This window comes from Methanosalsum natronophilum (assembly GCF_024808815.1).
GTDB lineage: Archaea > Halobacteriota > Methanosarcinia > Methanosarcinales > Methanosarcinaceae > Methanosalsum > Methanosalsum natronophilum.
Map to the genome: position 1 here is coordinate 23,238 of NZ_JANUCS010000001.1, position 23,467 is coordinate 46,704.

Genomic DNA, 23,467 nt, shown 5'->3' on the forward strand with positions numbered 1-23,467 from the left:
ATTTTACATGACTTTTGATATGACTTCTAGCACTTTATTTGCATCGAAGGGTTTCACAATAAAGTCCTGAGCACCATTATTGATTGCTTCAGTAACAATAGACTGTTGACCAATAGATGAACACATCACCACTTTAGCGTTCTCATCGATTTCCATGATACGTTTCAATGCATCAGTACCTTCCATGTTAGGCATAACTATATCCAAGAAAACTAAGTCTGGTTTACTTTCTTTATACTTTTCAATTGCATCAAGACCATCACCAGCTTCAGCTACAACATCATGCCCGTTCTTAGTGAGTATGTCTTTTATTACCATACGCATGAATGCTGCATCATCTACAACCATTATTTTTGCCATAAATTATTCTCCTTTGTATTATAATAAATTATTTTCTTTACTTTAGACATTTTAACATATTATATTTTCAACTTTAAAACATAGTTTAATTATACCTAAAATTATCCTATAGTTACGTGATTAGATGTTAGAATTTTATTATAGCTTCATATATTATTCAATTTGAGTTTAGTATTCTAAGTTATCTAAAAATGAAAGAATCTTTTACCTTTTTATTGCTATTATTAATTGCTATTTATGTATATTAATTTGTTTGCATTGTTTCTTAGATAGACTATAAAATACAACTTAAATGTCATTATTATTAATCGTTTTACAACCCTTTATAGAAAATATATAATAGTTTTTTCTTTATATTTTACCAGTCTCAAAAAATAACTTAGTATCAAGCTTATCAAGTTCATGTTCACTATGTTTTTTAATAATATCATTTAATCTCATACGTACAGCGTTTAATTCTTTTTTGTTAGTTGAATTAACTAAAGATTCCAATGTTTTTTCAACCATTAGCTGATAATCTCTTTCTGTACCTGTATTTCGAAGTTTTTGTATCGACTGCTCAATTATTTCACCATTCCATTCAGCATCTGAATAAAAGACCTTATCTTCGATTTCTATTTTTTTTCGAGCAACTTCACTGTTAATTCTACTGAACATCATTTCAACAGTGTGTGGGTCACCAACAAATTCATTCATATAATGCATAATGTCCATTACTACCTCATAATACGGAATTTCAGGATTTTCGCACTCCTTAAACAGTTGTTTTAGTTCTTTTTTAATATTGATTTCAATGGGACCTATTAAATAGCTAGTTATTTTCTCAATATCATCCGCACACATATCTACTGTGGGCTCTTGACTAATACTATGAACATTAACTGGGTCAGCATTGTACTTTGCAACATATTTTAACAATCTTGTGCGCAACTTTTGATTATCTATGTTAACCAATGTATCAGCTCAATTTATTCTATTGATAATCATATACAAATTCTGTTAATTCTTTGACCTAGTATAATATACATATCGACCTTTCTTGTATTTCTCGATATATTCTGTTTCTAAAAGCTTTTCTAAGATCTTTTCTAGCACATTTTCATCCACATCATTGGACGGTAATTTTTTTTTAATCTGTTTTAAGGTCATGCCACTATTTTCTTCTTCAATACATTTTAAGACATTCTTATCAAACAAAGATAGTTCAGTACTGAAATGCTCTTTTAGCAACCCAAGTTCATCTTTGATGCTTATTACTTCTTCATTAAGTTGAGATAGGTCAGATTCAATCTTATTGTTATTAGATTTAATAGCAACGTCAATTTTGTTGTTTACAGAATTTAATTGTTCTTCTAAAAGTTCCTGCAGTTCTTCTCTTCCCTTCTTCATTTGATTTTCTTTTAATGTGTTTAATTGAAATTGTAATTCATTAATTTCATCTTTATTATCTGATTTTTGAGTTTCAATTTCTTTTTCAATAGCTTTTATATTTTCGCTTAATTTTTTGAGTGTTTTTGTGTGAATATTAATTGCATGTGCAACTTGGTTTGCACCTTCCTCTTCAAAAGATGAATTTTCGCTAGATTTATGATTTATTTCTTGTATGTTATTTTCAAGTTCTTCTTGCTTGTTTGAAATATTTTCCATTTGTTCAGATATTTTATCAGCAATATCTTCAAAATAATTCATTTTTTCCAGTATGTCAACATAGAGGTCTTCGTGAAGTCTTACTTTATCAATAACATATTCCATACTTCCTGTTTCAACAAATGATTTGAAGTCTCTTGTTTCATATCCCGGAATATACTCCATTAAATTACGTACAAGTTCTAAATATGTAGCATGGATTTGTTTTGGGGAAACAAGTTTGTTCTCTATGGCTTCTGCGAGTTTGTATACTGTGAATCTTCCAGTTTCAAACCTAAAAAAATCAACACCTGCACTTGAAGACCTAACCTTTTTTATAACCTTAAATACGATATCATGTGCATCTTTTTCACCCACAAAAGTAACAAGTTCTGTAAAAATATTATTCAGTGTTTTTTTATAAGCTATTTCAAGAACATCAGGAGGTATTTTTGAAGCGTCTAGAACTTCATTGTGAGAAGCATCAGCTTCTTTTGCAACCCTACGTAATCTTTTAGAAAATAAATTAAACTCATTTTTAACACTTATAAAATCTTCTTCTTCCGTTTTATTTTGAAGTCTTTCATTTACTTCAGATAACCTTCTAGAAGATGTTTCCTTTTGATCTTCCAAGGAATTTTCAAGTTCAGTTATTTCATCAGTTAATTTTAAAAGTTGATTTTGGATACTTGCTATTAGGTTTTCATCCACATCTTTTTTGTTACCTAATTCAGGTTGAGGTTGACTTAAAATATCCTCATTATTCGATTCTATTTTATTTACTTCTGGACGATAGTCATGAGGACTTTTTTCTGGTAACATTAACTTATTAGTTTCTTCATTGTCATAATCTATATTTGATTCAAGTTCTTCTTGCTCATTATATGTACTAGAATCTTTTTTTGGTTCATGGGAACAGTTACATGTATCTTGGCTATTTGTACTACAATCAATAGATTCTTTCATTATTAGGCTCCAATCTACATAATATAATTTTAAACAAATGCTTCAAGTTTGCGTTTTATATCAGGAATCCAATCACTTTCACATAGATCAGCAACATAGTCACCATGTATTGGCCTTATTTGCTCATTTATAACAAGATCTAACAGCATTATCCAAAGATCTTCATTCATCCATTTAGGAGATGACGCAACTTCATAAAAAGCCATTGCAAGAACTTGATCAACTTCAGTTTTTCCCATGACTGTTGAGATCTTGGTTTTAATATCTGCAAGTATCTCCATGTTTTTCTTATATTCTGATGAGTGTGTATACATTTCTTCAAAAACATTTCTGCTTAAAATACGTAATTCTTTAGAAACTTCAGATGAATATTGATCAAGTTGATCACTAGTCATTGGTTTTTGTTCAAATATATGTTTAATAACTTTTCTTGAGATTTCAATTTTATGTACATTTGCTCCTAAATCTGTTTTCCCAGTGAAAAGTGAAATCAAAAGAGCTCCTTTACCTACTGAAGAAAAAATTGCAGTAGTTCCCATATCATATTCAATTACAGCTTGATTTAAACCTAGTTCAAGTTGTTGGGCGATATGGTGCATATTATTAGTGATTAAATTTGTCAGTTCAAATATTTTCGAGCCTATATTTTCAGGAATATATGAAGAGTAGATCTTACCATCAATTCCTGAAAACATCACAACATCAACATCTGTTGTTTCATACATTCGTTGTAGTTGTCTAGTAAGTGCAAATTTAAGAAGAGATACATCTTCTAAATCCTCTTTTGTCTTTTTAACTGACACATTATCACTTCTTTAATTTACAATCTCTTCGAGTTCACTTAAATCTTCCATGTCAATCAAAGAATCAGATTCCATCTCAGTACTATCAGTTCTATTATCAGTTGTTACATCCTCTTCTGATTTGGTATCTTTATATTCAGTATTATCTTCACTTATGGATGAGTCGACTTCAGTGTCATTTCGGGCTTTTGGAGCAGTTCCAGTGAGATCATGCATCTCAAACATTAGTTGTAGTGTTTCTTTAGGAGAAAAACTATATGACCAGCCTTGTTTGATTTTCTTTAGTTTATCTTGTAGAGATCGAGGTGCACCTAATTCAGTAGCTGTCTTTATAGCTTTGTCAAAAACATCATCATATTTGTTAATATCTTCTGCAGATACCATTGGAGTTGTTCGTACCACAACACCTAATCCTCTTACAAAAATATATGGATAAACCTCTTCACCGTGCCTAGTAGCTCTCATTTTGATTATCTCAAGAGCACGATTAAAGGCTCCACCTATAGGACGATATGTCAAGTGAACAGCACCATCCGATAGATAAACAGGTATAAGAACATCTTCACCCATAGTTTCACCTGGTGATGCGTGTTCTTCAGTAGTTACCAAGACCGGACCTATTTGCTTTAATGTATAAAATAACTTAGTTATTAATTCTCTTTGTTCTTGTTTATCTTTAACTGACCAAATCATAGGAGTAAGTGGATCAATTACAACACGAGTATTCACATCAAGTTCCTGACTTGCTTCAACTAATGAAGGAAGTTGTTCTTCTACTAAGTTCCTAAAGTCTTCCCCTTTTGAATGGAAAAAAAAGAGCTCATTTTCATAATATTCATCCATGTCAAAACCAAGCATTTTGGCTTCACGCATTATTTGCTCAGGGGGTTCTTCTAAACTTATATAAAGAGCATTTTCACCTCTTTCAAGGCCATACATTATATACTGCATCGAAAATGTTGATTTTCCAGTTCCACTTGATCCCACAACTAATAATGTTGTATTATCAAGTACCCCTCCTTCAATTACTCTGTCAAGTCCAGTAATTCCTGTTGGAATTCTTTCTACATTCATTTTTTTACCTCAAAGTTCCTATTGTGATTAAATAATCACCAAGTTATCCTAAAATTCAATTTTCACAGAATAACCAATTATTTAGAACTTATTTTTTCTTTTTCATCTTTGAAAGTAAATCTGAAAAACTATCCCCTTTTGATGTTGATGTGTTGGGTTCACTGTTTTTTGCACTGTCATTTCCATTATTTGTGGGTTTGGCCTTTGTAAAGAGATTTTCCTCTGAGGGAATTTTCTGACTGTTGCCCTCTTTATTTGTAGACTTATCTTTCATTGCACCAAAAGCTGCCCCAAATGTTCCTTTTTCTTTAGCTATTGATTCTAACTCTTCATGTTTTTTCCAAGGAGGATCAAATACTTTTTCTTGGTAGGATAAATTTCCTGCATATTGCATATAGGTCTTCCCTATTTCAGACATTTTATTTTCTTCAATTAACTTGTAAATTGATAATAGTTCAATTCTTTTTTTGTATTCTGTAGAATCAATATCTAGTGGACTTTGTCCGGTTAATATATTTTTATCAATCTCATCAATCAAAATTTTGTATGCAGATATTGGTTGCAAGCCAACCTTAAATTTACATGCCGAATCACCATTCTTTACACATTCTATTTCTTCGACATTGCATTCAATTTCAAGAGCTTCTGTGAAAAATCTATATAATGCATCAGTAGTTGCTGTACAAACCTTTTGATTATTTAAAGCGGGGTATAGACTACAGACTGGGCACTTAGCTACTCCGTATATATAATTCATAGGAGCAAAGCCGATTAGTTGAAGGTTACCAAGACCAAATTTTTTGAACAGGCCAACATGGAATTTATATAGAGACGTTGCCTTAATATCATCGATTGTGATAGATTTTAAAAATTTTCTAGATTCATTCCATGGTACTTTCGACTTTGGCAAATTTTCTGTAATAGCTTCTTGTATTTTCAGCATCTTACCAAAAGCACCCATTGACTGTGCGAAACCAGTACCTTCCATTGAAGGGGGGGTAGATGATGTTATATCCTCAAAAGGAGGAGAATCTGTGTGATTGTCAGTTATTTTATCAGCCTCCAGTTTACAATTTCATAGATAGGAACCATCCCTCAATCTCCTTATTTATTAATACACGTATTTATTTACTTATTGATGTCTAAACAATATATTCTCTATTAACTATAAGTTTTAAATTAAGCAATATATTAAATTAATTTATTTTCATATGGATTTTTCATCTAATATTAGAAATATTAACAAATATTTTTGTTTTACCATGCATTTTTAAACTCATTGATAGTATCAATATACAATTAAAATCTTACATCACTTAGAATATTAAAAAGAAAATTTTGAAATACAATACTTATTTCTCAAGTAAACACATCATACTAGATAAATCAACAATAGAATATTGTTAGCATTTCTATTTCTTTTGGTACTACTATATTATTTAACTATTTTATACCTTCCTTCTTTATAATCCAAGGAATATTTTGTATGTTTAAATATTTTATGTCTACAATTATCTTTTTTTTGCTTATTTTAAAATTATCTTCTCTGCGTTCCTTTAATAAAATACCTTTGCTTTCCACATTCCGAACACAGTATTAAAATACCATTTCTTTTACCCGAAATGATATATTTTTTCCCATGAAAATTTCCACAAGTACAAGGAGATTTCATTTGAAATGTTCCATTATACCTTGGTTTGTTACAAGAATTTAAAGACTTCTTTTTAATATCTACTAAATCCTGTTCATTTTGAACATTATTTAATTCATTCATACTTGATTTAGTTGATTTTGTACAATTATCACTACTAAATTTGTCTTTTTTATCCTTTTTTTGAATATTGTGAGTATCAAAAAGACTTTCTGTGCATTCAGATATGTTTTTACAATTCAAGCTAATACCGTGTATTGGTCTATTAATATTCATTTTGCTTACATCAAGTGCCATATATCCAGGGTAATTACCTAGCTCAATTGGAACATCTTTTTGAGAAGAGCTGAAATTTAGTGATGAAAAGAAATTTTTAGCATCTTTATTTACTGGTTTTGTGATAATATAGCCTATTAACACCATTGAAGACAGAGTGAAAAGTGCTTTACCTATACCTTTTCTTTTAATATTTGGATGTACTTCAATTCCTCTTAATACAAATATTGGTTTTTCTTGTGATGAGCAGTCATTCCATCTTTCATTCATAACCCAACCAATTATATTAAATTTAAAAACAGCAACTATGAAAAGGATATTTTTTCTTTTTAGCCAGCTTTTAAAGTTAAGCAGATAATCAGACATACCAAGGTGATGTTTAAAATATACATACTCGCCAATTCTTAGTTTATCAACTTCTGTAGGATCCTCTAAGCGATAAAAGAAAATGCCATTTTCTGATTTAGCGAGTTGTTTCATCTTAACCTACCTTAAATGTTAGTTAGTGGCAGTATAAATAATATATTTATTTTCCAAATGACGTTAGTTTTTTTAGCTTACTTAGATTTTTCTGAGTGTCTATGTAAATATTCTTTTGCATATTTTTTTCATATTGTGAAAATATATTTTTTTCAATAAATGGATTTTTTCTGCCTAATATGCCTGATATGAAACTATGACATAGTTGACCGTTATACTTATGGTAGCCACCCTCTAATAAAACTACAAATGGAACAGAAGAATTTGACTTCAGCCAGTAGCCAATTTCATAATAACCTTCTGATGTCATGTTTAACTTATTATTTTTTTCTTTATAATAACCATCAAAACCACAGCAACAAATAATAAAATCAGGAGAATAAGTGATTAATACATGTGAAATTATTTCATTAAAAACTAGTTGATAATCTTTATCCCCTGCCCCTTTAGCCATTTCAATGTTTAATGTATATCCTTTTCCTTTACCATCTCCAAGTTGATCGCTGAACCCAGTTCTTGGGTAATAGTTTCGTGGATCATGGTGAATTGAAACAGTCATTACCGTAGGATCCTGATAAAAGATGTCCATAGTTCCATTACCTGAATGTGCATCCCAGTCCAGTATTAGAATTTTTTTATATTTATGGTATTTTTGGAGATATCTAGCAAGTATTGCGCCATTGTTCAATAAACAAAAACCACTGTATTTGTCAACACCTGCATGATGTCCAGGTGGTCTTACTAAAGCAAATGAAGAATAATAGCTGCCTTCTATCACAAGTTCGGCGGCTTTTATGGAACCCCCTACTGCTTTTAAGGCTACATTATAAGATGATTCAGTAATATAAGTACTATCACCTAAAAAGCCACCACCTTTTGAAGCATATGATTTTAAGAAGTCTAAATAGGTCTTTGAGTGTACAAGCATTATATCTTTTTCATTAGCTTTTTCAAAATCATTAAACAAGTCTATCATTTTATCCTCAAAGACTCTATTTTTTTTTAAGTACCAGTAGGCTTCAAACAATCTTTGGGGGTTTTCTGGGCTTTCTATACCTAACAAAGAAGAAGTATGGGTGCTGTGATATTCATCATATACAATGGCAATTTTTGGAATTTTTTCTAAAAAAGACTCATTTGAGCAAATTTTATTATCATCACCCACCGAGTTAATTTTTTTCTGAAAGGTTTCTGCAAGATTTTTAGATGTTGAGCCATTATTTCCACACTTTGAAGAAGATTGATGGTGATATTGATCAGCTAAACTTATGTTTGTGGTTAATACATGTTCGTCATTAATATCTAGATCTTCCATCTCAATTGACTCATAATCATGGTCATCAAATTTCGAAGCTACAAAATCATTGAGTTTTTTAATGTTATCTTTCTTAAAATTTGATTTTTTAACCATAAAATGGCTCCTAAGTTAACAATTTAAGATTCGCTTTAAAGCATATAGAATTGTCGATATTCATAAATCCTGAAACAGAACCATGTGCTATATTATAATCCTACATCATTTAATTTAGAATTCAATTTTATTATTTTTATATAATAGTAATCCAAACTCCAGAATAAAGAATTAAAGAAAATCCTCTTAAAAAACTAATTCCTAATGTTAAAGTTTTGTTCGAAACAAATAAATATGTGCTCATGTATACATATGTACTATAATGTACATATGAGGTTTTAGATGCACATACTAATTGAAGACATTATTAGCTCTACAAAAAAAAGAAATCGCACTCTAGTAAAGCATGATAGCTATCAAACTAAAAAAAATAAAACACAAATATCTAACTCTATTTACGATAAGAAGTTAGAAAATAGAGTTCCTATAATAGCTGAAGTTAAGCCTAGTTCTCCTAAAGAAAAGTTGAGATCAATATCACCTAATGAAGCTTCAGTTATAGGTAAAGATATGGAGCGTGCAGGTGCTGTAGCAATATCAGTTCTCACTGAACCCGATTATTTCAAAGGTTCTAAAGAAAACTTATTTGCTGTATCAAAAGCTGTTTCAATACCAATCCTTAGAAAGGATTTTATACTTGACATTAGGCAAATTGATGAAACATCAGCAGAAATGATTTTGTTGATCACCAGCATTCTTAAACAAAACCTCGAAACTTTTGTTAATGAAGCACTACTTAGGGGAATCGAACCACTAGTTGAGGTGCAAAGTCCAGATGAATTAAAGCTTGCACTAAATACTAAAGCAACTTTTATTGGAATAAATAATAGAAATTTTTCTACTTTAGAAGTAGATCTTAACAATACAGAAAAAATTGCGCCTTTAATAAAAGAGTATGACAAAAAAAATAAAACTAACCATATTATTATAAGTGAAAGTGGGATACGCGATACAACAGACATTCAAAAATTAATGTCTATAGGAGTTGATGCTTTCCTTATAGGAACTTCAATTATGAAGAGTGTAGACATATATGAAAAAACAAAAGAATTGGTGGACTGTTTACATTCTTGAGTTCATCAAATTCTAAAAAAATGAATGGATTGCAAAAAATTTAGGTTTCTTAACTCAACAAGAAGGTTTTTACGGCATTTTAGACTAAAATGCTATATATTTGATTTTTATTTGATTTGTCAAAAAGTTTCTATTGAATTTTATATTAGATTTAAAAGAGGAAAATATATGCACACGAAAAAGTATGGCATTTATGGAGGCCAGTTCGTACCTGAACTTCTAATGCCTGCATTAGAAGACTTAGAAAGTGAATATAATAAATTCAGCAAAAACCCTGATTTTTTAAAAGACTTAACTTATTATTTAACTGACTTTGCAGGCAGAAAAACCCCATTGTATTATGCAAGAAATTTAAGCAAGAAGTATGGCATTAAAATATATTTGAAGAGAGAAGACCTTGTTCATGGTGGAGCTCACAAGTTAAACAACACTATAGGCCAAGCATTGCTTGCTAAGTATATGGGTAAAAAAAGAATTGTTGCTGAAACTGGAGCTGGACAGCATGGTACTGCAACCTCTATGGCTGGTGCAACCCTTGAGCTTGATACACTAATATACATGGGTTCAAAAGATGTTAAAAGGCAAATGACAAACGTTCAACGTATGAAAATGCTTGGCTCTGGTGTTAAAGCTGTTGAAACTGGATCAAAAACCCTAAAAGATGCAATTAACGAAGCTTTACGTGATTGGGTTACAAACATAGAAACAACCCATTATTTAATAGGATCCGTTGTGGGTCCTCATCCTTATCCTATGATTGTGAGAGATTTTCAAAGTGTTATTGGAAACGAGGTGAAGAAACAGATACTTGAAAAGGAAGGAAGGTTCCCCGATTCTATTGTTGCTTGTGCAGGTGGTGGAAGTAATGCGATAGGAATATTTTATCCATTCATTAATGAAAATAATGTGAAGCTTTTTGCAGTAGAGGCTGGTGGTAATAGTATGCAAGTTACAGATAAAGCTGCAATGCATTCAGCTTCAATGTGTTCAGGCGAGATTGGAATTTTACATGGGGCCTGTACCAAAGTATTGCAAAATAGAGAGGGTCAGATCTTGGAGTCACATTCAATTTCAGCTGGCCTAGATTATTCGGGTGTAGGTCCAGAACTTGCATATTTTGCAGAAAATGGCAGAGTTAGTCCATGCAATGTAACAGATAATGAGGCTTTAAATGCATTTCATGAGCTCTGTTTTACTGAAGGTATTATTCCAGCATTAGAATCTTCTCATGCACTTGCATATGTTATGAAAAATGCTAAATCAGGTCTTCTTGGAGATTTAGTAGTAGTAAACTTGTCTGGCAGAGGAGACAAGGACCTAAACACTGTCATAAATATTACAGGAGATTCATATGAAAATTGCTGAAAAATTTGAGGAGTTAAGAGAAAACAAAGAGAGTGCTCTAATAGCTTACATATGCGCAGGAGATCCTGATTCACACGTTACTAAATCCGCAGTTGAAACACTTGTAGAAGGTGGAGCTGATATAGTAGAGCTAGGATTACCATTTTCTGACCCAATTGCAGATGGACCTACAATACAAGAAGCTAGTGATAGAGCAATTCGTAAGGGTATGAACCCCGATAAATATTTTGAACTGGTAAAATCATTGAGTGTTAAAGTACCACTTATTTGCATGACATATTATAACATAATTCATAAGTATGGTATTAGATCTTTTGTTGATAGTTGTATTGAAGCGAGAATCTCTGGGATTATAGTCCCTGACCTTCCAATAGAAGAATCAACTGAATTAAAACAATGCTGCGAAAATAATAATATAGATTTGATACACCTAATTTCACCTATCACCAACGATGAAAGGCTTAAAAAAATTTTAAATAATAGTTCTGGTTTCCTTTATTTAATATCTCAAACCGGCGTTACTGGTAGTGATAGTAATATTGATTCTGGTTTAGAATCATTGATTAAAAAAATAAAAAAATATACTGATACACCAGTAGCTGTAGGTTTTGGAATCTCAAACCTAAGCCAAGTAAGAAATATTATATCCTATGGGGCTGATGGTGTGATTGCGGGGTCAGTATTCGTAAAAACCATTGCTTCAGGAAAAAACATGGAGCATGAACTTCTTCAAATCGCAAAAGAATTGAAAATGGGAACAAGGCATGATTAAATTGCTTATTCAAATATTTTATCTACAAACCATTCTGGGTCAAACTTTTCGATTTCATTGTACTCTTGCCCAACGCCTAAAAACAGAATTGGCTTGTTAGTAATATATGCAATTGAAATCGCTGCACCACCCTTTGCATCAGCATCAATTTTGGTTAAAATGGATCCATCTATAGGAACTGAATCATTAAACTGTGATGCTCTTTCTACTGCATCATTACCAGCAACAGCTTCATCTACAAATATAATTAAATCTGGAGGTGAAACCCGACAAATTTTTTTGAGCTGAGCCATAAGATTTACGTTTGTATGCATTCTACCGGCTGTATCCGAAAGTACAACATCAATATTATGAGATTTTGCGTATTGCATCGCATCATAGATTACTGCTGCAGGATCGCCTCCCTCTTGATGTTTTATTATTTTAGTACCAAGTCTTTTAGCATGGATATCTAACTGATCAATTGCACCTGCTCTAAATGTGTCGCCTGCTGCTAATAGTGGAATAAAGTCATTCTCTTTTAAATAATGAGCCATTTTTGCTATTGTGGTAGTTTTTCCTGTTCCGTTAATCCCTACAAAAACTATATTTACAGGTTTTTCTGCATTTCGAACAAATTTGTCAAAGTCTAAGGTGTTAGCTGACATTATATTAAGAATTGCATTTCTTATAGCTGTTTCAACAACTTCTTCTGTGTTCTTTCCAATACGTTTTCGGCTACCAACTAAATCTTCTTTCACAGAATCTATTATTGCCTCAGAAACAGATATAGCAATATCGCTTTCCATTAGAGCAATTTCAAGTTCCCATAAAGAATCTTCTATGTCTTTTTCAGAAAGAATTACTTCTCTCTCAAATACAAATGCTTTAGCTCTCTGAGTTATACTACTGTTCTTTTTTTGACCTACAGATATTTCTTCATTTGTATTTATACTACAGTCTGATTCTTCTTGCTCTATAGATACTGCTTTTTCATCGATTTTGGTTCCTAAGTTAGTTTTAAAGTTTTTTAATCTATCCTTAAGTTTGTTAAACATGTAAATCTCTAGCTGATATTTATTTGCTTATTGCCCTGAATATTGTGGAGGCTGCCTTTGCTGGGACTGTGAATAATCTTGAAATTTATTTTCGATTTCTTCGATACTCTTAGTCAATTGATTCATGCTACTTTGTAACTGTTCAACGGTTTTAGTCAAGTCGTCTTTTCGTCTATTTAAAGTTTTAATTGCGTTTTCAACCGTCTTTTCGACACTTATACCTGCACCTATATTTACAACAACTGTATCTGGTTTAGTCAGTTTAGCATGTAAGTAAGAACCTGCTCCTATAGGTACCATAGTATCTAACTCATCATTTATTTCTTTGAGTTCATTTATAGTGTTAAGAGCACTTGTACATTCATCTATCTGCGATTGCACTGCATTAATTTGTTGATAAAGAGTTTCAACACGGGCTTTATACTCTCTATGCTGTGCTAATAAATTCCTCGCATCTTGTTCATTCATTTGAGACATTTTATATCAAGCCTCTTGATGAACACTATCTATTTTTATTAAGTTCCTCTTTAGACCGTGTTCACTACCTATCAATGAATAAACCTTCTCATATGCATTTTTTTCATTCTGACTGGCTACAATTTTTGTAAATGTTTCCCAGTTTTGTCCTGCTTTAAATGTTCCTTTGACAACAAAATTATTCACAAATAATCACCTATATTCTTAGTTAAAGAAAATTAATTACTATATTTCGTTAGCTTTATTTATTCAATCTTTCAGATAAATCCAAGTATTTCTTCAACTCTACCCAGCTCATGACCAGTTGTTTGTGAACCTGCTAAAAATCCTTTCGAGTTAGCTAATATTCCCGATCCTACCATATGTGTTCCATAATTAATAGTTCCGGTTAGAACTTCAAGATTAAATACTTCTCTTAGTTTTTCAATCTCATCGTTAGAAACTCTTGGGTTTACTAGCAAACCCTTACTCGTTACAACTCCTGCCATACCAACGGTTTTAATGCCTGCTATAGTTCCTCTGAAAGTTTCAACTCCTAGTGCATTAGAAATTAATTCAACAGCTTTATCTGATAAATCAGGGTGGACTAGGGCTGCATAGTCATTGGCAAGCACAATATTACCAATAGCATTTATTTTATGAGGAAGTGAAGTTGCCTTTAATCCCAAATCAACAAGATATTTATCACTCATGTTTTTTGGAATAACGAATCCATTAGAATTTCCTCTTATAAGTGAACCTATAACTGTACATCCATCTGCCAAAGTTGAATATACATCTACATCGAGAACATCTTCTATTATTTTAATTTCACTCTCATTTGTACCTGTGGGCACAAGAGCTACTTCTTCCGTACAAGTAGCAAACACACCAATTAGAGGACTTTCATATATTTCAGTTGTATAGTTCATTGTATTCAGCCATGATTATTTAGGTTAAATGAAGATATTAAATAATTAAGGATTTAAGCTAATTCTACTTGAATCTCACCATCTTCAAATCTAGCTGCTCTAACTCTAATAGAAGAAGGTGGTTTTTCTCTTCCCTTCTCCCATATTTTTTCGTTTACTGATTTATCTATTTTAATTAAGTTTTCTTCACTTTTCATATGTCGAACAAGATACTTTTTTATCTCGTTCATAGCTTTGTTAGCTCGGTTTGGTTTTGATGTCCCTTTTACAACCCTTAAAGGAATTGTGTAAATTTGTTCCGTTGGTGCTACAACTGTATCTGCCATTTTCAATCACCTTTATTTGAGTTTAAGACTACTTCTTCTCCAATTTCTCCTTTTTGGATGAGTTACAACATTTCTATTAGTCTTCACAATAGCCCACATTGGAACTCTTTGGTTTTGCCTATGAGCTTTAGCCAATCTCATTTTTTGTCCTTTTGTATTATGACTCATAAAAATTACCTCTATATATCTATTAACTAAAGTAAGAACATTAATGAAAATTATCATATAAATTTTTACTTATGATCTAGAACCATTTGCACTTAACTGCATATTAACTATTTTATTCTTTCTATAATTCTTGATTGAACATGTGGAGGAAAAAGTTCTTTTACAGCGTCTCCACCTATTTCACATGCAATTTTTTCCCTTAGTTCTGCTTCATAATCTGCTTTTGCAAGATTTTCGCTCTTATCTTCATGAATAAGTAAATGTTTATCAACAAGGGCATTTACTGCTGATCTACCATAACCACCAAGAGGAGATATGTAGCTTATAGAATATTTGTCTTCTAGACTGCGTATTTGAGAGTTGTTTAAGCGTGGTACCCTATCATCCCTTCTTACCCCATCAGCAATAAATTTTGTATTCTTCTCCTCAGCTAGGGTTTTCAACGCACTTAAATGGATATAATTTAAAGCATTTTTGGGAAAACCATCTTGAACTATGATTTGATAAGCATCATCTAAAATACTGTTCTCTAAACAAACTATTCTATGCCTCATCTCTAATTTCTCGGCCGCTTCAGATCCTATTGAACCATTAGATAATAAAGAAAAAGTACATGTAACTAATTCTACTTCAAATAATGGCTCTAAAAGTATAGCTGCAAGAGCACTATCTTTTCCTCCACTGAAAAGAACTGAAACTTTCATAGCTCAAATAAAATGTTAGATATGAGTGATTTTTTGATCTTTCTTTTTAGGCATCATTTTTTGTAACAGATGCTTTAATTGTTCATCATCTATTCTGGATTGTATCCGTCCATTCTGAGCTAGCATCACAAGTTGAGATTCTAGTTGTTCTGCAAGTTCAGTTCTTGACATCTTCAGTGTTGTAAGTCGTTCTCTGGCTTCAGGTGTTAGGATTTGGCGCATTATAGCTTGTTTTTGGGCTTCCCTTTCAGCATTTGCCTGTTCTTGTTGGTATGCCGCTTGGAGATTTTCACTCGAATATTGAGAACCTTGTTGTTCTTGTAACTGTTGCAGTTTTTTTCTTCTTATTTGCTCTAAATCATCTTCCATAAATTCTCACCCATCTAGTTATATAGATTTTCATTAATCAATATGTTACTAATAACAACAGTCATATAATTAATGCTTATGTTCCTTAAAAGAAACAAAGAATAGCTATATAGAAGCTTCCCTTACTAAAATAGAGCAATGATAAGTCCCATGTTGGTAATGGGTTATCTTATGCTCTTAATCAATTTTAGATTTGAATCTTTTATACAATTAATATGTTCAAACTAAAACTGCTATATTATAGACTAATTAATATTTAGCCAACTCTGGGACTTCCTCAACTAATTCCCCTTTTACTTCATATGCAGCATTATCAAGAAGTGATTGACCTTCAGGAGACATAACACGTCCCGTTTTCAATTTGCGCACATATCCTGCTTTTTCAAGCTGTTGGATTGCTTTACGTGCTACTGACCCACTTCCTTTCATTTTTTTATAAGGGTTTGTACCTTTATCTTTCTTTCCACCATAAACTGATCTAAGTCTTTCTACACCAATGGGTCCATCTTGGTATACCTTCCTTAAAACAGCTGCACACCGTATATACCACCAATCACCTTCATTTGGAGGTAGTTCTTTATGTACTCCTGTCTTCACGTAATCAGCCCAAGTTGGGGGTTTTACATTATCGTTTTCTTTTAGCTTTTCTGCAACTTTATTGATTAGATTAGTTGCAGGAACGTCATATGCTGTTGTCATTTTGTTCCTCCGATTATAAATTTATCAATTATACTTAAAATCTATTTTTTAGTAGTTCAGATTAGTTTTGCTGGTTAAAAGTAAAATGTAGCTATATGCATGTGAAATCTGATTCATTAATCTATCGGTTAGTATTTTCCAATTATCAAAAACTATCGAAAATCATAATTTTCTAAATGTCTGCTCCCTACCTGGACCCACAGAAACATATTTAATTGGTACATCCATCATATTTTCTAGCAAATCAACATATTTTTTAGCAGATTCAGGTAAATCACCATATTTGTTAACATTTGAAAGGTTCTCATCCCAACCACTTAGTTCTTTGTATATTGGTGCGCATTCAAATAATTGCGATGTTTTAGCAGGTGGATACTCATATGTTTCTCCCTGAAAACTATATCCCACACATATCTTAATTGGGTCTATGTTAGTAAGAACATCTAATTTAGTTAAAGCAAGGCTACTATATCCGTTTAAATTTATAGCTTTTTTAGCTAAAGGTAAGTCAAACCATCCACATCTTCGGGCTCTTCCTGTGGTAGTGCCAAATTCTCCACCCTGTTCCTGAATTTTTCTTCCAATATCATCATGCAGCTCTGTTGGTAGTGGGCCTTCGCCTACTCGTGTAATATAGGCTTTCACAATACCTATAACTTCATCAACTTTTGTTGGTCCAACGCCTAAATTAGAACATGCTGATCCAGCTATAGTACTAGAAGATGTAACATATTTTTGAGTTCCATGGACAACATCCAAGTGTGAACCTTGAGCACCTTCAGCCATTACATTTTTACCTTTCTTTATTGCATCATTTATCTCTGAAGATACATCAGTGATATAAGAACTAAGTACTTTTCCAGCTGCTAAATACTCATCTAAAACCGAAACATCAAAAGCTTTAGAGTCTTGGTTATCATAAGATTCAAGCATTTTTTGTTTCTGTTCACGAATATCCTCTAACTTACTGTAAAATGTTTCTTCATTTGCAATATCAAACAGTTGAATTTCTTCCCTTGATATTTTATCAATATAAGCAAAGCCTATTCCTCTTTTAGTCGTCCCAATCTTTTCTGATACTGCAGATTCACGCAGGGTGTCTAGTTCTATATGATGCGGCATAATTATACTTGTTTTACCATCAATTCCAAGCTTTTGAGGTGTTATTTCAATTCCACCTTTTTTGAGCATATCGATTTCTTCTAGCAAGACTTTGGGATTTAAAACAGTACCTGGTCCAATAAGTACTCTGGAATCCAAAAGAAATGCAGAAGGAATTAGGTGAAGTTTATAGACCTGGTCTGCAACTTTTACAGTATGACCCGCATTGTCTCCACCTTGGAACCTTACTACCAAATCATAGTTTTCCGCCATGAGATCGACGATTTTACCCTTTCCTTCATCTCCAAATTGTGCTCCTGTAAGAATTGTGAACATGGTTTGATGGATTTGTTTTATAACTTATAAGTTTTTGTTTTAATAATGAGAGTTATAAGCACTTTTTTTATAGATCAGAGTCAAACAAAATAGTTTGATTCCCCTGATAGTAGTCACTTCCCGGTTCTTTATCAATATTACACAAGATAATATTAAGCCACCCATAATCCATCAGTGTAAAAATCATCTTTTCTGAAATATCTGTACTTATATTAAATTCTGATTCTAGCAAAGACATTGCATCTTGTTTTTTAATTGTGTGGAGACAATTTATAGATTTTCTATCGAACTGGCAGGTATCATAATTTTTACATCTACCTACACGATCTCTGTTTTTAAGATGAATTGCAAGACCTTTCCATGTGAAAATGTTGTTCTTCCCTTTAATTCCATAAATAGTAGATTTGGTTCTGTTTAATTGTTTTACCATAATATCCTCTATCTTATTTATAAAAATAAATATATATCTGTACCTATGCTTTAATTATTGTAAACCAACAAAATATCAGCACCGAAATATATAACATTATTTTAACCATTTATAGACTCACTACATAAGTTACTAGCCTAAAATAAGTGATTACAATGAAACATACAGAAGAATTACTAGAAAAACTTTCAAATGCACATGGAATATCGGGATTTGAAGGTAATATTAGAAAAATTTTTGAGGATGAATTAACTCCATATGTAGACTCTATAACTACTGATAAAATGGGTAATATTGTAGCAACTAAAAAAGGGTCAGGCCCCAGTGTAATGATTGCTGCTCATATGGATGAAATCGGCCTTATGGTTAAATATATTGATGAGAATGGTTTTTTGAGATTTGTCAAGATAGGAGGATGGTTTGATCCTACCATCCATAGCCAGAGGGTTATTATCCACTCTAAAAAAGGAGAAATAAAAGGTGTAATTGGTTCTAAGCCTCCACATGTAATGAAAGAAGAAGATAGGAAAAAACCACCAAAGGCTGAAGACATGTTCATAGATATAGGAGTCACTACTAAAGAAGAAGCTGAAGGTTTGGGAGTTGAGGTGGGTTCCCCAATATCACTTGATAGACATTATTCTAAGTTAGCCAATAATATAGTTACAGGTAAAGCATTTGATGATAGAGTAGGATTGGTTATTCTAATACAAGTACTGAAAGAACTTTCTACTAAAAACATAGGATTAACCATCCATGGAGTTGGTACCGTTCAAGAAGAAGTTGGATTAAAGGGAGCTCGAGTGGCTGCATTTGGATTGAATCCTGATATTGCACTTATTACAGAAACAACTATTGCGGGTGATTATCCAGGTATAGACAAAAAAGATTCTGCAATTGAAGTAGGAAAAGGTAGTGCAATAACTATAGTAGACGCTGCTGGCCGTGGGCTGATTGCCAATCAAAAGATTATTGAATGGCTAAGAACAACAGCTGATGAAAACAATATAAACTATCAGATGGATGTTGCTGATGGCGGTACTACAGATGCAACAGCTATTCATATTACAAAAGAAGGAATTCCATCTGGTGTCCTAAGCATACCTACTAGATACATACATTCACCAGTAGAAGTACTAAGCTTAGACGATATTGACTCATGCATAGATTTGATTTTAAAATCATTTGATAATATTGAAAAGTTTTTTTAGGTTCCTGGTTTAAAAAATCGTTAGATATATCTAACATAAGAGTATCAAACAGTAAGGTTATATAAAGCAAATATGTGAGGGATTATATTATTCAATGATATTCAATTTCTAGATACTACATTAAGAGATGGTGAACAAACCCCAGGCGTTGCCCTATCAACTGATGATAAAGTGTTTATAGCCAAAAAAATTGACGAACTAGGAGTCAATATAATTGAAGCAGGGTCTGCAATCACATCTGTTGGCGAACGTCAATCTATAAAAGCAATTACAGCTGAGAATTTAAGTGCAGAAATTTGTAGCTATGCACGTATTATGAAACAAGATATTAATTATGCTATAGATTGTAATGTTGACTCTGTTCACCTAGTTGTTCCAGTTTCTGATTTACATATTAATGTTAAACTCAGGAAAGATCGTGAAGCTGTTAGGCAGATGGCAGTTGAAGTAACTGAATATGCAAAAGATCATGGACTAACAGTAGAGCTTAGTGGAGAGGATGCTTCAAGAGCCGATTTAGACTTTTTAGAATCCTTATATTCTAGTGGAATAGAAGCTGGTGCTGATAGAATATGTTTTTGCGACACAGTAGGTATGCTTGTACCTGAAAAGACAGAGCAGATATTCAACCATTTAGCTAGCTCAATACAAGTACCGGTTGCAATTCATTGTCATAATGATTTTGGTTTAGCGGTTTCTAACACTTTAGCTGCTTTAAGAGCAGGTGCAAAAGAAGCTCATATGACTATAAATGGAATTGGTGAAAGAGCAGGAAACACTTCTTTTGAAGAAGTGATTATGGCTTTGGAGTGGCTATACAAATATAACACAGGTATCAACTGTGAAGAAATATATCGCACATCAAGGTTGGTGAGCAGGTTAACAGGTATAGCTGTTTCAGTTAACAAATCATTAGTTGGAGCAAATGCATTTACTCATGAAGCTGGAATTCATGTACATGGTCTGATCGCTGATACGTCTACATATGAACCAATCAGTCCAGAAATAATAGGGAGAGAGAGAAAAGTAGTTTTAGGAAAACATGCTGGAAAAAGCTCAGTTACATTGGCCTTAAAAGAATTAGGATTGGATACAGATGCAGCTCAATTAGATGAAATTGTATCCCGTGTTAAAGAATTAGGAGACCATGGTAAAAAAATAACAGATTCCGATTTGCAATCAATAGCAGAAACTGTTCTTGACATATATCGTGAATCAATGGTAAGTATTGAAGAATTTACTGTTGTATCAGGTAACAAAATAACTCCAACTGCATCTATAAAACTTAATGTCAACAATAAATCGATTGTTGAAGCAGGTATAGGTGATGGACCCGTTGATGCAGCAATTAATGCCATAAAAAAAGCAATTTCAGGTGTTGCAGATATACAACTTGAAGAATATCATGTAGATGCTATTACAGGTGGCACAGATGCACTTGTTGAAGTAATAGTAAAATTATCAAAGGATGGAAAAATGATTACTTCAAAAGGTGCAAGAACTGACATAATTATGGCATCTGTAGAAGCAGTTTTAAATGGAATCAATCAGTTGATGAAAGAGTAAATCAGGAACTATATTTTATAGATTTGTTCTGCAAAAATAATTACATTATAATCATTAAATGAATACAGGTAAGATTTGTATGTCAGAATTTACTAACAAGATGACAGGAGCCAGAGCCTTAATAGAATGTTTATATAGAGAAGGCGTAGATACAATATTTGGTTATCCTGGTGGAGCTGTACTCCCCATATATGATGAATTGTATCATTCAAAAATAAAACATATTTTGGTAAGACATGAACAGTCCGCAGCACACGCAGCTGATGGTTATGCTAGAGCTACAGGGAAAACAGGTGTCTGTCTATCTACATCTGGCCCTGGTGCAACTAATTTAGTAACTGGGATTGCAACGGCGTATATGGATTCAGTTCCAATAGTAGCATTTACAGGTCAAGTTCCAAGTTCACTTATAGGCAACGATGCATTCCAAGAAGCTAACATAACCGGTATTACATTACCAATTACAAAGCATAACTACTTAGTACAAGATGTTAAAGAGTTGCCGAAGATTATAAAAGAAGCATTCCATATAGCTTCCACTGGAAGACCTGGACCCGTACTAATAGATATACCTAAAGACATAACTACTGAAGAATTTGAGTTTTATTACCCTGAAAAAGTTGAGCTAAGAAGTTATAAGCCAACATATAAAGGGAATAAACAGCAAATAAAAAAGGCCGTAGAAGAAATTAAAAAAGCATCACAGCCTGTCATTTATGTAGGAGGTGGTGTAATTTCATCAAACTCAAGTGAATCCCTTTTAGCATTTGCTGAAAAAATTAATGCTCCTGTAACTTCAACTTTAACAGGAATGGGAGCTTTTCCTGGGAATCATCCTTTGTACTTGGGAATGCTAGGAATGCATGGAACAAAATATGCTAATTATTCAATACAGGAAGCAGATCTAATTATTGCAATCGGTGCCAGGTTTGATGATAGGGTTACCGGTAAAGTAGAATCTTTTGCACCAAACGCAAATATCATACATATTGACATTGATCCAGCTGAAATTTCAAAGAATATTGAAGTCATGATTCCAATTGTTGGAGATGCTAATTGGATATTGAAAGAATTAATTAAAGAAACTGAGCATAAACAGCATAGTGAATGGCTTGCCAAAATCAATCGATGGAAAAAGGATTGCTGCCTCCATTATGTGAAAAATGATAAATTAAAACCTCAGTTTATAATTGAGCAAATATGTGAAAGCTCAAAAGATGCAATTATAGTTACTGAAGTTGGACAACATCAAATGTGGGCTTCCCAATATTTCCAATACACTAAACCTCGCACTTTTATAACTTCAGGTGGATTAGGTACTATGGGATATGGATTTCCAGCTGCAATTGGTGCCAAAGTTGGTATGCCTGAAAAGGATGTTTTTGATATTGCAGGAGATGGATCATTTCAAATGAGTTCTCAAGAGTTAGCTACTGTTGTATCCAGTGACATTCCCGTTATTATCGCAATCTTAAATAATGGATATTTAGGAATGGTGCGGCAGTGGCAAGAATTATTTTTCAGTAAAAGATATTCATCAACTTGTATAAAAGATAGTGTTGATTTTGTTAAATTGGCTGAAGCTTATGGTGCTTTAGGAATAAGAGTCCAAAAGCAAGAAGAAGTTAAGCCTGCAATAGAAAAAGCAATTGCATCAAAAAGACCTACTTTAATAGATTTTATCGTAGAATGTGAAGAGAATGTGTCTCCCATGGTACCTGCTGGTGCTGCCATCAATGAAATTTTAGACTTGGAGGTAAAAAAATGAAGCATACATTGGCAGTATTGGTAGAGAATAGACATGGTGTTCTTTCAAGGGTTGCTGGTTTGTTCTCAAGACGTGGGTACAATATAGATAGTCTTGCGGTAGGTGTTACAGAGGATCCGACGATTTCGAGAATGACAATTGTGGTTAGAGGTGATGACAGGGTTCTTGAACAGGTTGTAAAACAATTGAATAAGCTAATTGATGTTATACGTGTTACAGATATTGAATCTGAGGATTCGGTAGATAGAGAACTTGTACTGATCAAAGTTGCATCTGATGTTAATACTAGAGCAGAAATTATTCAAATTGTTGATATCTTTAGAGCTAGGATTGTAGATGTATCAACTAAATCTCTTATAATTGAAATCACAGGAAATGAAGATAAAATATTAGCACTTGAAAAACTTTTAAGACCATTTGGTATAAAAGAACTAGCAAGAACAGGTAAAATAGCACTTACAAGAGGAGCAAAGAAAGTTTAACTATTCACTTAATTCATGGAGGTT

At 32.6% G+C, this 23,467-nt stretch carries 26 protein-coding genes; 7 read left to right on the forward strand and 19 right to left on the reverse strand.

Annotated elements, in window-relative coordinates; genetic code table 11:
* Positions 1-3 precede the first annotated feature (3 nt).
* From J2T59_RS00135 to J2T59_RS00170, 8 genes are all read right to left on the reverse strand, one after another.
* The gene (locus J2T59_RS00135) at positions 4-360 is read right to left on the reverse strand and encodes a response regulator (RefSeq protein ID WP_259132955.1); all 357 of its coding nucleotides are present in this window, start codon (positions 358-360) and stop codon (positions 4-6) included.
* A gap of 351 nt (positions 361-711) precedes the next feature.
* Positions 712-1,314: a hypothetical protein gene (locus tag J2T59_RS00140; protein WP_259132956.1), complete on the reverse strand. Its 603-nt coding sequence runs from the start codon at positions 1,312-1,314 to the stop codon at positions 712-714.
* Between the two features lie 45 nt (positions 1,315-1,359).
* Positions 1,360-2,952 carry a hypothetical protein gene (locus J2T59_RS00145; protein ID WP_259132957.1) on the reverse strand — a complete coding sequence of 531 codons (1,593 nt, stop codon included), beginning with the start codon at positions 2,950-2,952 and terminating at the stop codon, positions 1,360-1,362.
* A 29-nt stretch (positions 2,953-2,981) separates the two neighbouring features.
* Positions 2,982-3,755 carry a roadblock/LC7 domain-containing protein gene (locus J2T59_RS00150; RefSeq protein ID WP_259132958.1) on the reverse strand — a complete coding sequence of 258 codons (774 nt, stop codon included), beginning with the start codon at positions 3,753-3,755 and terminating at the stop codon, positions 2,982-2,984.
* Between the two features lie 12 nt (positions 3,756-3,767).
* Positions 3,768-4,829 (reverse strand): RAD55 family ATPase, encoded by a 1,062-nt coding sequence (locus tag J2T59_RS00155; RefSeq protein WP_259132959.1) that lies wholly within the window; start codon positions 4,827-4,829, stop codon positions 3,768-3,770.
* A gap of 88 nt (positions 4,830-4,917) precedes the next feature.
* Positions 4,918-5,817 (reverse strand): V4R domain-containing protein, encoded by a 900-nt coding sequence (locus J2T59_RS00160; protein WP_259132960.1) that lies wholly within the window; start codon positions 5,815-5,817, stop codon positions 4,918-4,920.
* Between the two features lie 549 nt (positions 5,818-6,366).
* Positions 6,367-7,236: a GNAT family N-acetyltransferase gene (locus J2T59_RS00165; protein WP_259132961.1), complete on the reverse strand. Its 870-nt coding sequence runs from the start codon at positions 7,234-7,236 to the stop codon at positions 6,367-6,369.
* A gap of 46 nt (positions 7,237-7,282) precedes the next feature.
* On the reverse strand, positions 7,283-8,647 hold the full coding sequence (locus J2T59_RS00170) for a histone deacetylase (protein WP_259132962.1): 1,365 nt from the start codon (positions 8,645-8,647) through the stop codon (positions 7,283-7,285).
* A gap of 282 nt (positions 8,648-8,929) precedes the next feature.
* Here J2T59_RS00170 and J2T59_RS00175 point away from each other — a divergent pair, with 282 nt between their 5' ends.
* From J2T59_RS00175 to trpA, 3 genes are all read left to right on the forward strand, one after another.
* Positions 8,930-9,721, forward strand: a complete 792-nt coding sequence (locus J2T59_RS00175; protein WP_259132964.1) for an indole-3-glycerol-phosphate synthase — start codon at positions 8,930-8,932, stop codon at positions 9,719-9,721.
* 168 nt (positions 9,722-9,889) lie between these two features.
* The gene (trpB, locus tag J2T59_RS00180; protein ID WP_259132966.1) at positions 9,890-11,086 is read left to right on the forward strand and encodes a tryptophan synthase subunit beta; all 1,197 of its coding nucleotides are present in this window, start codon (positions 9,890-9,892) and stop codon (positions 11,084-11,086) included.
* A complete protein-coding gene (gene trpA / locus J2T59_RS00185; protein ID WP_259132968.1) occupies positions 11,073-11,858 on the forward strand; it encodes a tryptophan synthase subunit alpha in 786 nt (261 codons plus the stop codon). Before trpB ends, trpA begins: the two co-directional genes overlap by 14 nt.
* 5 nt (positions 11,859-11,863) lie before the next feature.
* Here trpA and ftsY read toward each other — a convergent pair whose 3' ends face one another.
* The 11 genes from ftsY to J2T59_RS00240 all read right to left on the reverse strand — a co-directional run bounded on the left by ftsY (position 11,864) and on the right by J2T59_RS00240 (position 18,416).
* Complete coding sequence (gene ftsY / locus J2T59_RS00190; RefSeq protein ID WP_259132969.1) at positions 11,864-12,895, reverse strand: signal recognition particle-docking protein FtsY; 1,032 nt, start codon at positions 12,893-12,895, stop codon at positions 11,864-11,866.
* Between the two features lie 27 nt (positions 12,896-12,922).
* Positions 12,923-13,372, reverse strand: a complete 450-nt coding sequence (pfdA, locus tag J2T59_RS00195) for a prefoldin subunit alpha (RefSeq protein ID WP_259132970.1) — start codon at positions 13,370-13,372, stop codon at positions 12,923-12,925.
* Between the two features lie 6 nt (positions 13,373-13,378).
* The gene (gene rpl18a, locus J2T59_RS00200; protein WP_259132971.1) at positions 13,379-13,558 is read right to left on the reverse strand and encodes a 50S ribosomal protein L18Ae; all 180 of its coding nucleotides are present in this window, start codon (positions 13,556-13,558) and stop codon (positions 13,379-13,381) included.
* Positions 13,559-13,629: 71 nt separating this feature from the next.
* A complete protein-coding gene (locus J2T59_RS00205; RefSeq protein WP_259132972.1) occupies positions 13,630-14,283 on the reverse strand; it encodes a translation initiation factor IF-6 in 654 nt (217 codons plus the stop codon).
* A 53-nt stretch (positions 14,284-14,336) separates the two neighbouring features.
* The gene (locus J2T59_RS00210) at positions 14,337-14,609 is read right to left on the reverse strand and encodes a 50S ribosomal protein L31e (protein WP_259132973.1); all 273 of its coding nucleotides are present in this window, start codon (positions 14,607-14,609) and stop codon (positions 14,337-14,339) included.
* A 12-nt stretch (positions 14,610-14,621) separates the two neighbouring features.
* Positions 14,622-14,777 (reverse strand): 50S ribosomal protein L39e, encoded by a 156-nt coding sequence (locus J2T59_RS00215; RefSeq protein ID WP_259132974.1) that lies wholly within the window; start codon positions 14,775-14,777, stop codon positions 14,622-14,624.
* 107 nt (positions 14,778-14,884) lie between these two features.
* Positions 14,885-15,481, reverse strand: coding sequence for a DUF7411 family protein (locus J2T59_RS00220; RefSeq protein WP_259132976.1), 597 nt, complete (start codon positions 15,479-15,481; stop codon positions 14,885-14,887).
* Positions 15,482-15,496: 15 nt separating this feature from the next.
* Positions 15,497-15,850, reverse strand: a complete 354-nt coding sequence (locus tag J2T59_RS00225) for a DNA-binding protein (protein WP_259132978.1) — start codon at positions 15,848-15,850, stop codon at positions 15,497-15,499.
* Between the two features lie 249 nt (positions 15,851-16,099).
* Positions 16,100-16,549 (reverse strand): 30S ribosomal protein S19e, encoded by a 450-nt coding sequence (locus J2T59_RS00230; RefSeq protein WP_259132980.1) that lies wholly within the window; start codon positions 16,547-16,549, stop codon positions 16,100-16,102.
* A gap of 162 nt (positions 16,550-16,711) precedes the next feature.
* A complete protein-coding gene (locus tag J2T59_RS00235; protein WP_259132981.1) occupies positions 16,712-17,986 on the reverse strand; it encodes an adenylosuccinate synthase in 1,275 nt (424 codons plus the stop codon).
* Positions 17,987-18,053: 67 nt separating this feature from the next.
* Entirely contained in the window at positions 18,054-18,416 is a 363-nt protein-coding gene (locus J2T59_RS00240) for a hypothetical protein (RefSeq protein WP_259132982.1), read from the reverse strand.
* Positions 18,417-18,571: 155 nt separating this feature from the next.
* Here J2T59_RS00240 and J2T59_RS00245 point away from each other — a divergent pair, with 155 nt between their 5' ends.
* The 4 genes from J2T59_RS00245 (at position 18,572) to ilvN (ending at position 23,443) form a co-directional block, all read left to right on the forward strand.
* Positions 18,572-19,627, forward strand: a complete 1,056-nt coding sequence (locus J2T59_RS00245; RefSeq protein ID WP_259132983.1) for a M42 family metallopeptidase — start codon at positions 18,572-18,574, stop codon at positions 19,625-19,627.
* Positions 19,628-19,726: 99 nt separating this feature from the next.
* Positions 19,727-21,193: a (R)-citramalate synthase gene (locus J2T59_RS00250; protein WP_445468599.1), complete on the forward strand. Its 1,467-nt coding sequence runs from the start codon at positions 19,727-19,729 to the stop codon at positions 21,191-21,193.
* Positions 21,194-21,272: 79 nt separating this feature from the next.
* Positions 21,273-22,961, forward strand: a complete 1,689-nt coding sequence (locus J2T59_RS00255; protein ID WP_259132984.1) for an acetolactate synthase large subunit — start codon at positions 21,273-21,275, stop codon at positions 22,959-22,961.
* Positions 22,958-23,443, forward strand: a complete 486-nt coding sequence (ilvN, locus tag J2T59_RS00260; RefSeq protein ID WP_259132985.1) for an acetolactate synthase small subunit — start codon at positions 22,958-22,960, stop codon at positions 23,441-23,443. The genes J2T59_RS00255 and ilvN overlap by 4 nt, the downstream gene beginning before the upstream one ends.
* Positions 23,444-23,467: the final 24 nt, after the last annotated feature.

Coding starts and splice junctions, on each gene's coding strand:
- J2T59_RS00230 (WP_259132980.1), bottom strand. CDS start 16,549: ATGACAACAGCATATGACGTTCCTGCAACTAATCTAATCAATAAAGTT.
- pfdA (WP_259132970.1), bottom strand. CDS start 13,372: ATGTCTCAAATGAATGAACAAGATGCGAGGAATTTATTAGCACAGCAT.
- J2T59_RS00210 (WP_259132973.1), bottom strand. CDS start 14,609: ATGGCAGATACAGTTGTAGCACCAACGGAACAAATTTACACAATTCCT.
- J2T59_RS00205 (WP_259132972.1), bottom strand. CDS start 14,283: ATGAACTATACAACTGAAATATATGAAAGTCCTCTAATTGGTGTGTTT.
- ftsY (WP_259132969.1), bottom strand. CDS start 12,895: ATGTTTAACAAACTTAAGGATAGATTAAAAAACTTTAAAACTAACTTA.
- J2T59_RS00145 (WP_259132957.1), bottom strand. CDS start 2,952: ATGAAAGAATCTATTGATTGTAGTACAAATAGCCAAGATACATGTAAC.
- J2T59_RS00225 (WP_259132978.1), bottom strand. CDS start 15,850: ATGGAAGATGATTTAGAGCAAATAAGAAGAAAAAAACTGCAACAGTTA.
- J2T59_RS00165 (WP_259132961.1), bottom strand. CDS start 7,236: ATGAAACAACTCGCTAAATCAGAAAATGGCATTTTCTTTTATCGCTTA.
- J2T59_RS00170 (WP_259132962.1), bottom strand. CDS start 8,647: ATGGTTAAAAAATCAAATTTTAAGAAAGATAACATTAAAAAACTCAAT.
- J2T59_RS00135 (WP_259132955.1), bottom strand. CDS start 360: ATGGCAAAAATAATGGTTGTAGATGATGCAGCATTCATGCGTATGGTA.
- J2T59_RS00155 (WP_259132959.1), bottom strand. CDS start 4,829: ATGAATGTAGAAAGAATTCCAACAGGAATTACTGGACTTGACAGAGTA.
- J2T59_RS00245 (WP_259132983.1), top strand. CDS start 18,572: ATGAAACATACAGAAGAATTACTAGAAAAACTTTCAAATGCACATGGA.
- J2T59_RS00220 (WP_259132976.1), bottom strand. CDS start 15,481: ATGAAAGTTTCAGTTCTTTTCAGTGGAGGAAAAGATAGTGCTCTTGCA.
- J2T59_RS00240 (WP_259132982.1), bottom strand. CDS start 18,416: ATGGTAAAACAATTAAACAGAACCAAATCTACTATTTATGGAATTAAA.
- J2T59_RS00255 (WP_259132984.1), top strand. CDS start 21,273: ATGTCAGAATTTACTAACAAGATGACAGGAGCCAGAGCCTTAATAGAA.
- J2T59_RS00160 (WP_259132960.1), bottom strand. CDS start 5,817: ATGGAAGGTACTGGTTTCGCACAGTCAATGGGTGCTTTTGGTAAGATG.
- J2T59_RS00235 (WP_259132981.1), bottom strand. CDS start 17,986: ATGTTCACAATTCTTACAGGAGCACAATTTGGAGATGAAGGAAAGGGT.
- trpB (WP_259132966.1), top strand. CDS start 9,890: ATGCACACGAAAAAGTATGGCATTTATGGAGGCCAGTTCGTACCTGAA.
- trpA (WP_259132968.1), top strand. CDS start 11,073: ATGAAAATTGCTGAAAAATTTGAGGAGTTAAGAGAAAACAAAGAGAGT.
- J2T59_RS00175 (WP_259132964.1), top strand. CDS start 8,930: ATGCACATACTAATTGAAGACATTATTAGCTCTACAAAAAAAAGAAAT.
- ilvN (WP_259132985.1), top strand. CDS start 22,958: ATGAAGCATACATTGGCAGTATTGGTAGAGAATAGACATGGTGTTCTT.
- J2T59_RS00215 (WP_259132974.1), bottom strand. CDS start 14,777: ATGAGTCATAATACAAAAGGACAAAAAATGAGATTGGCTAAAGCTCAT.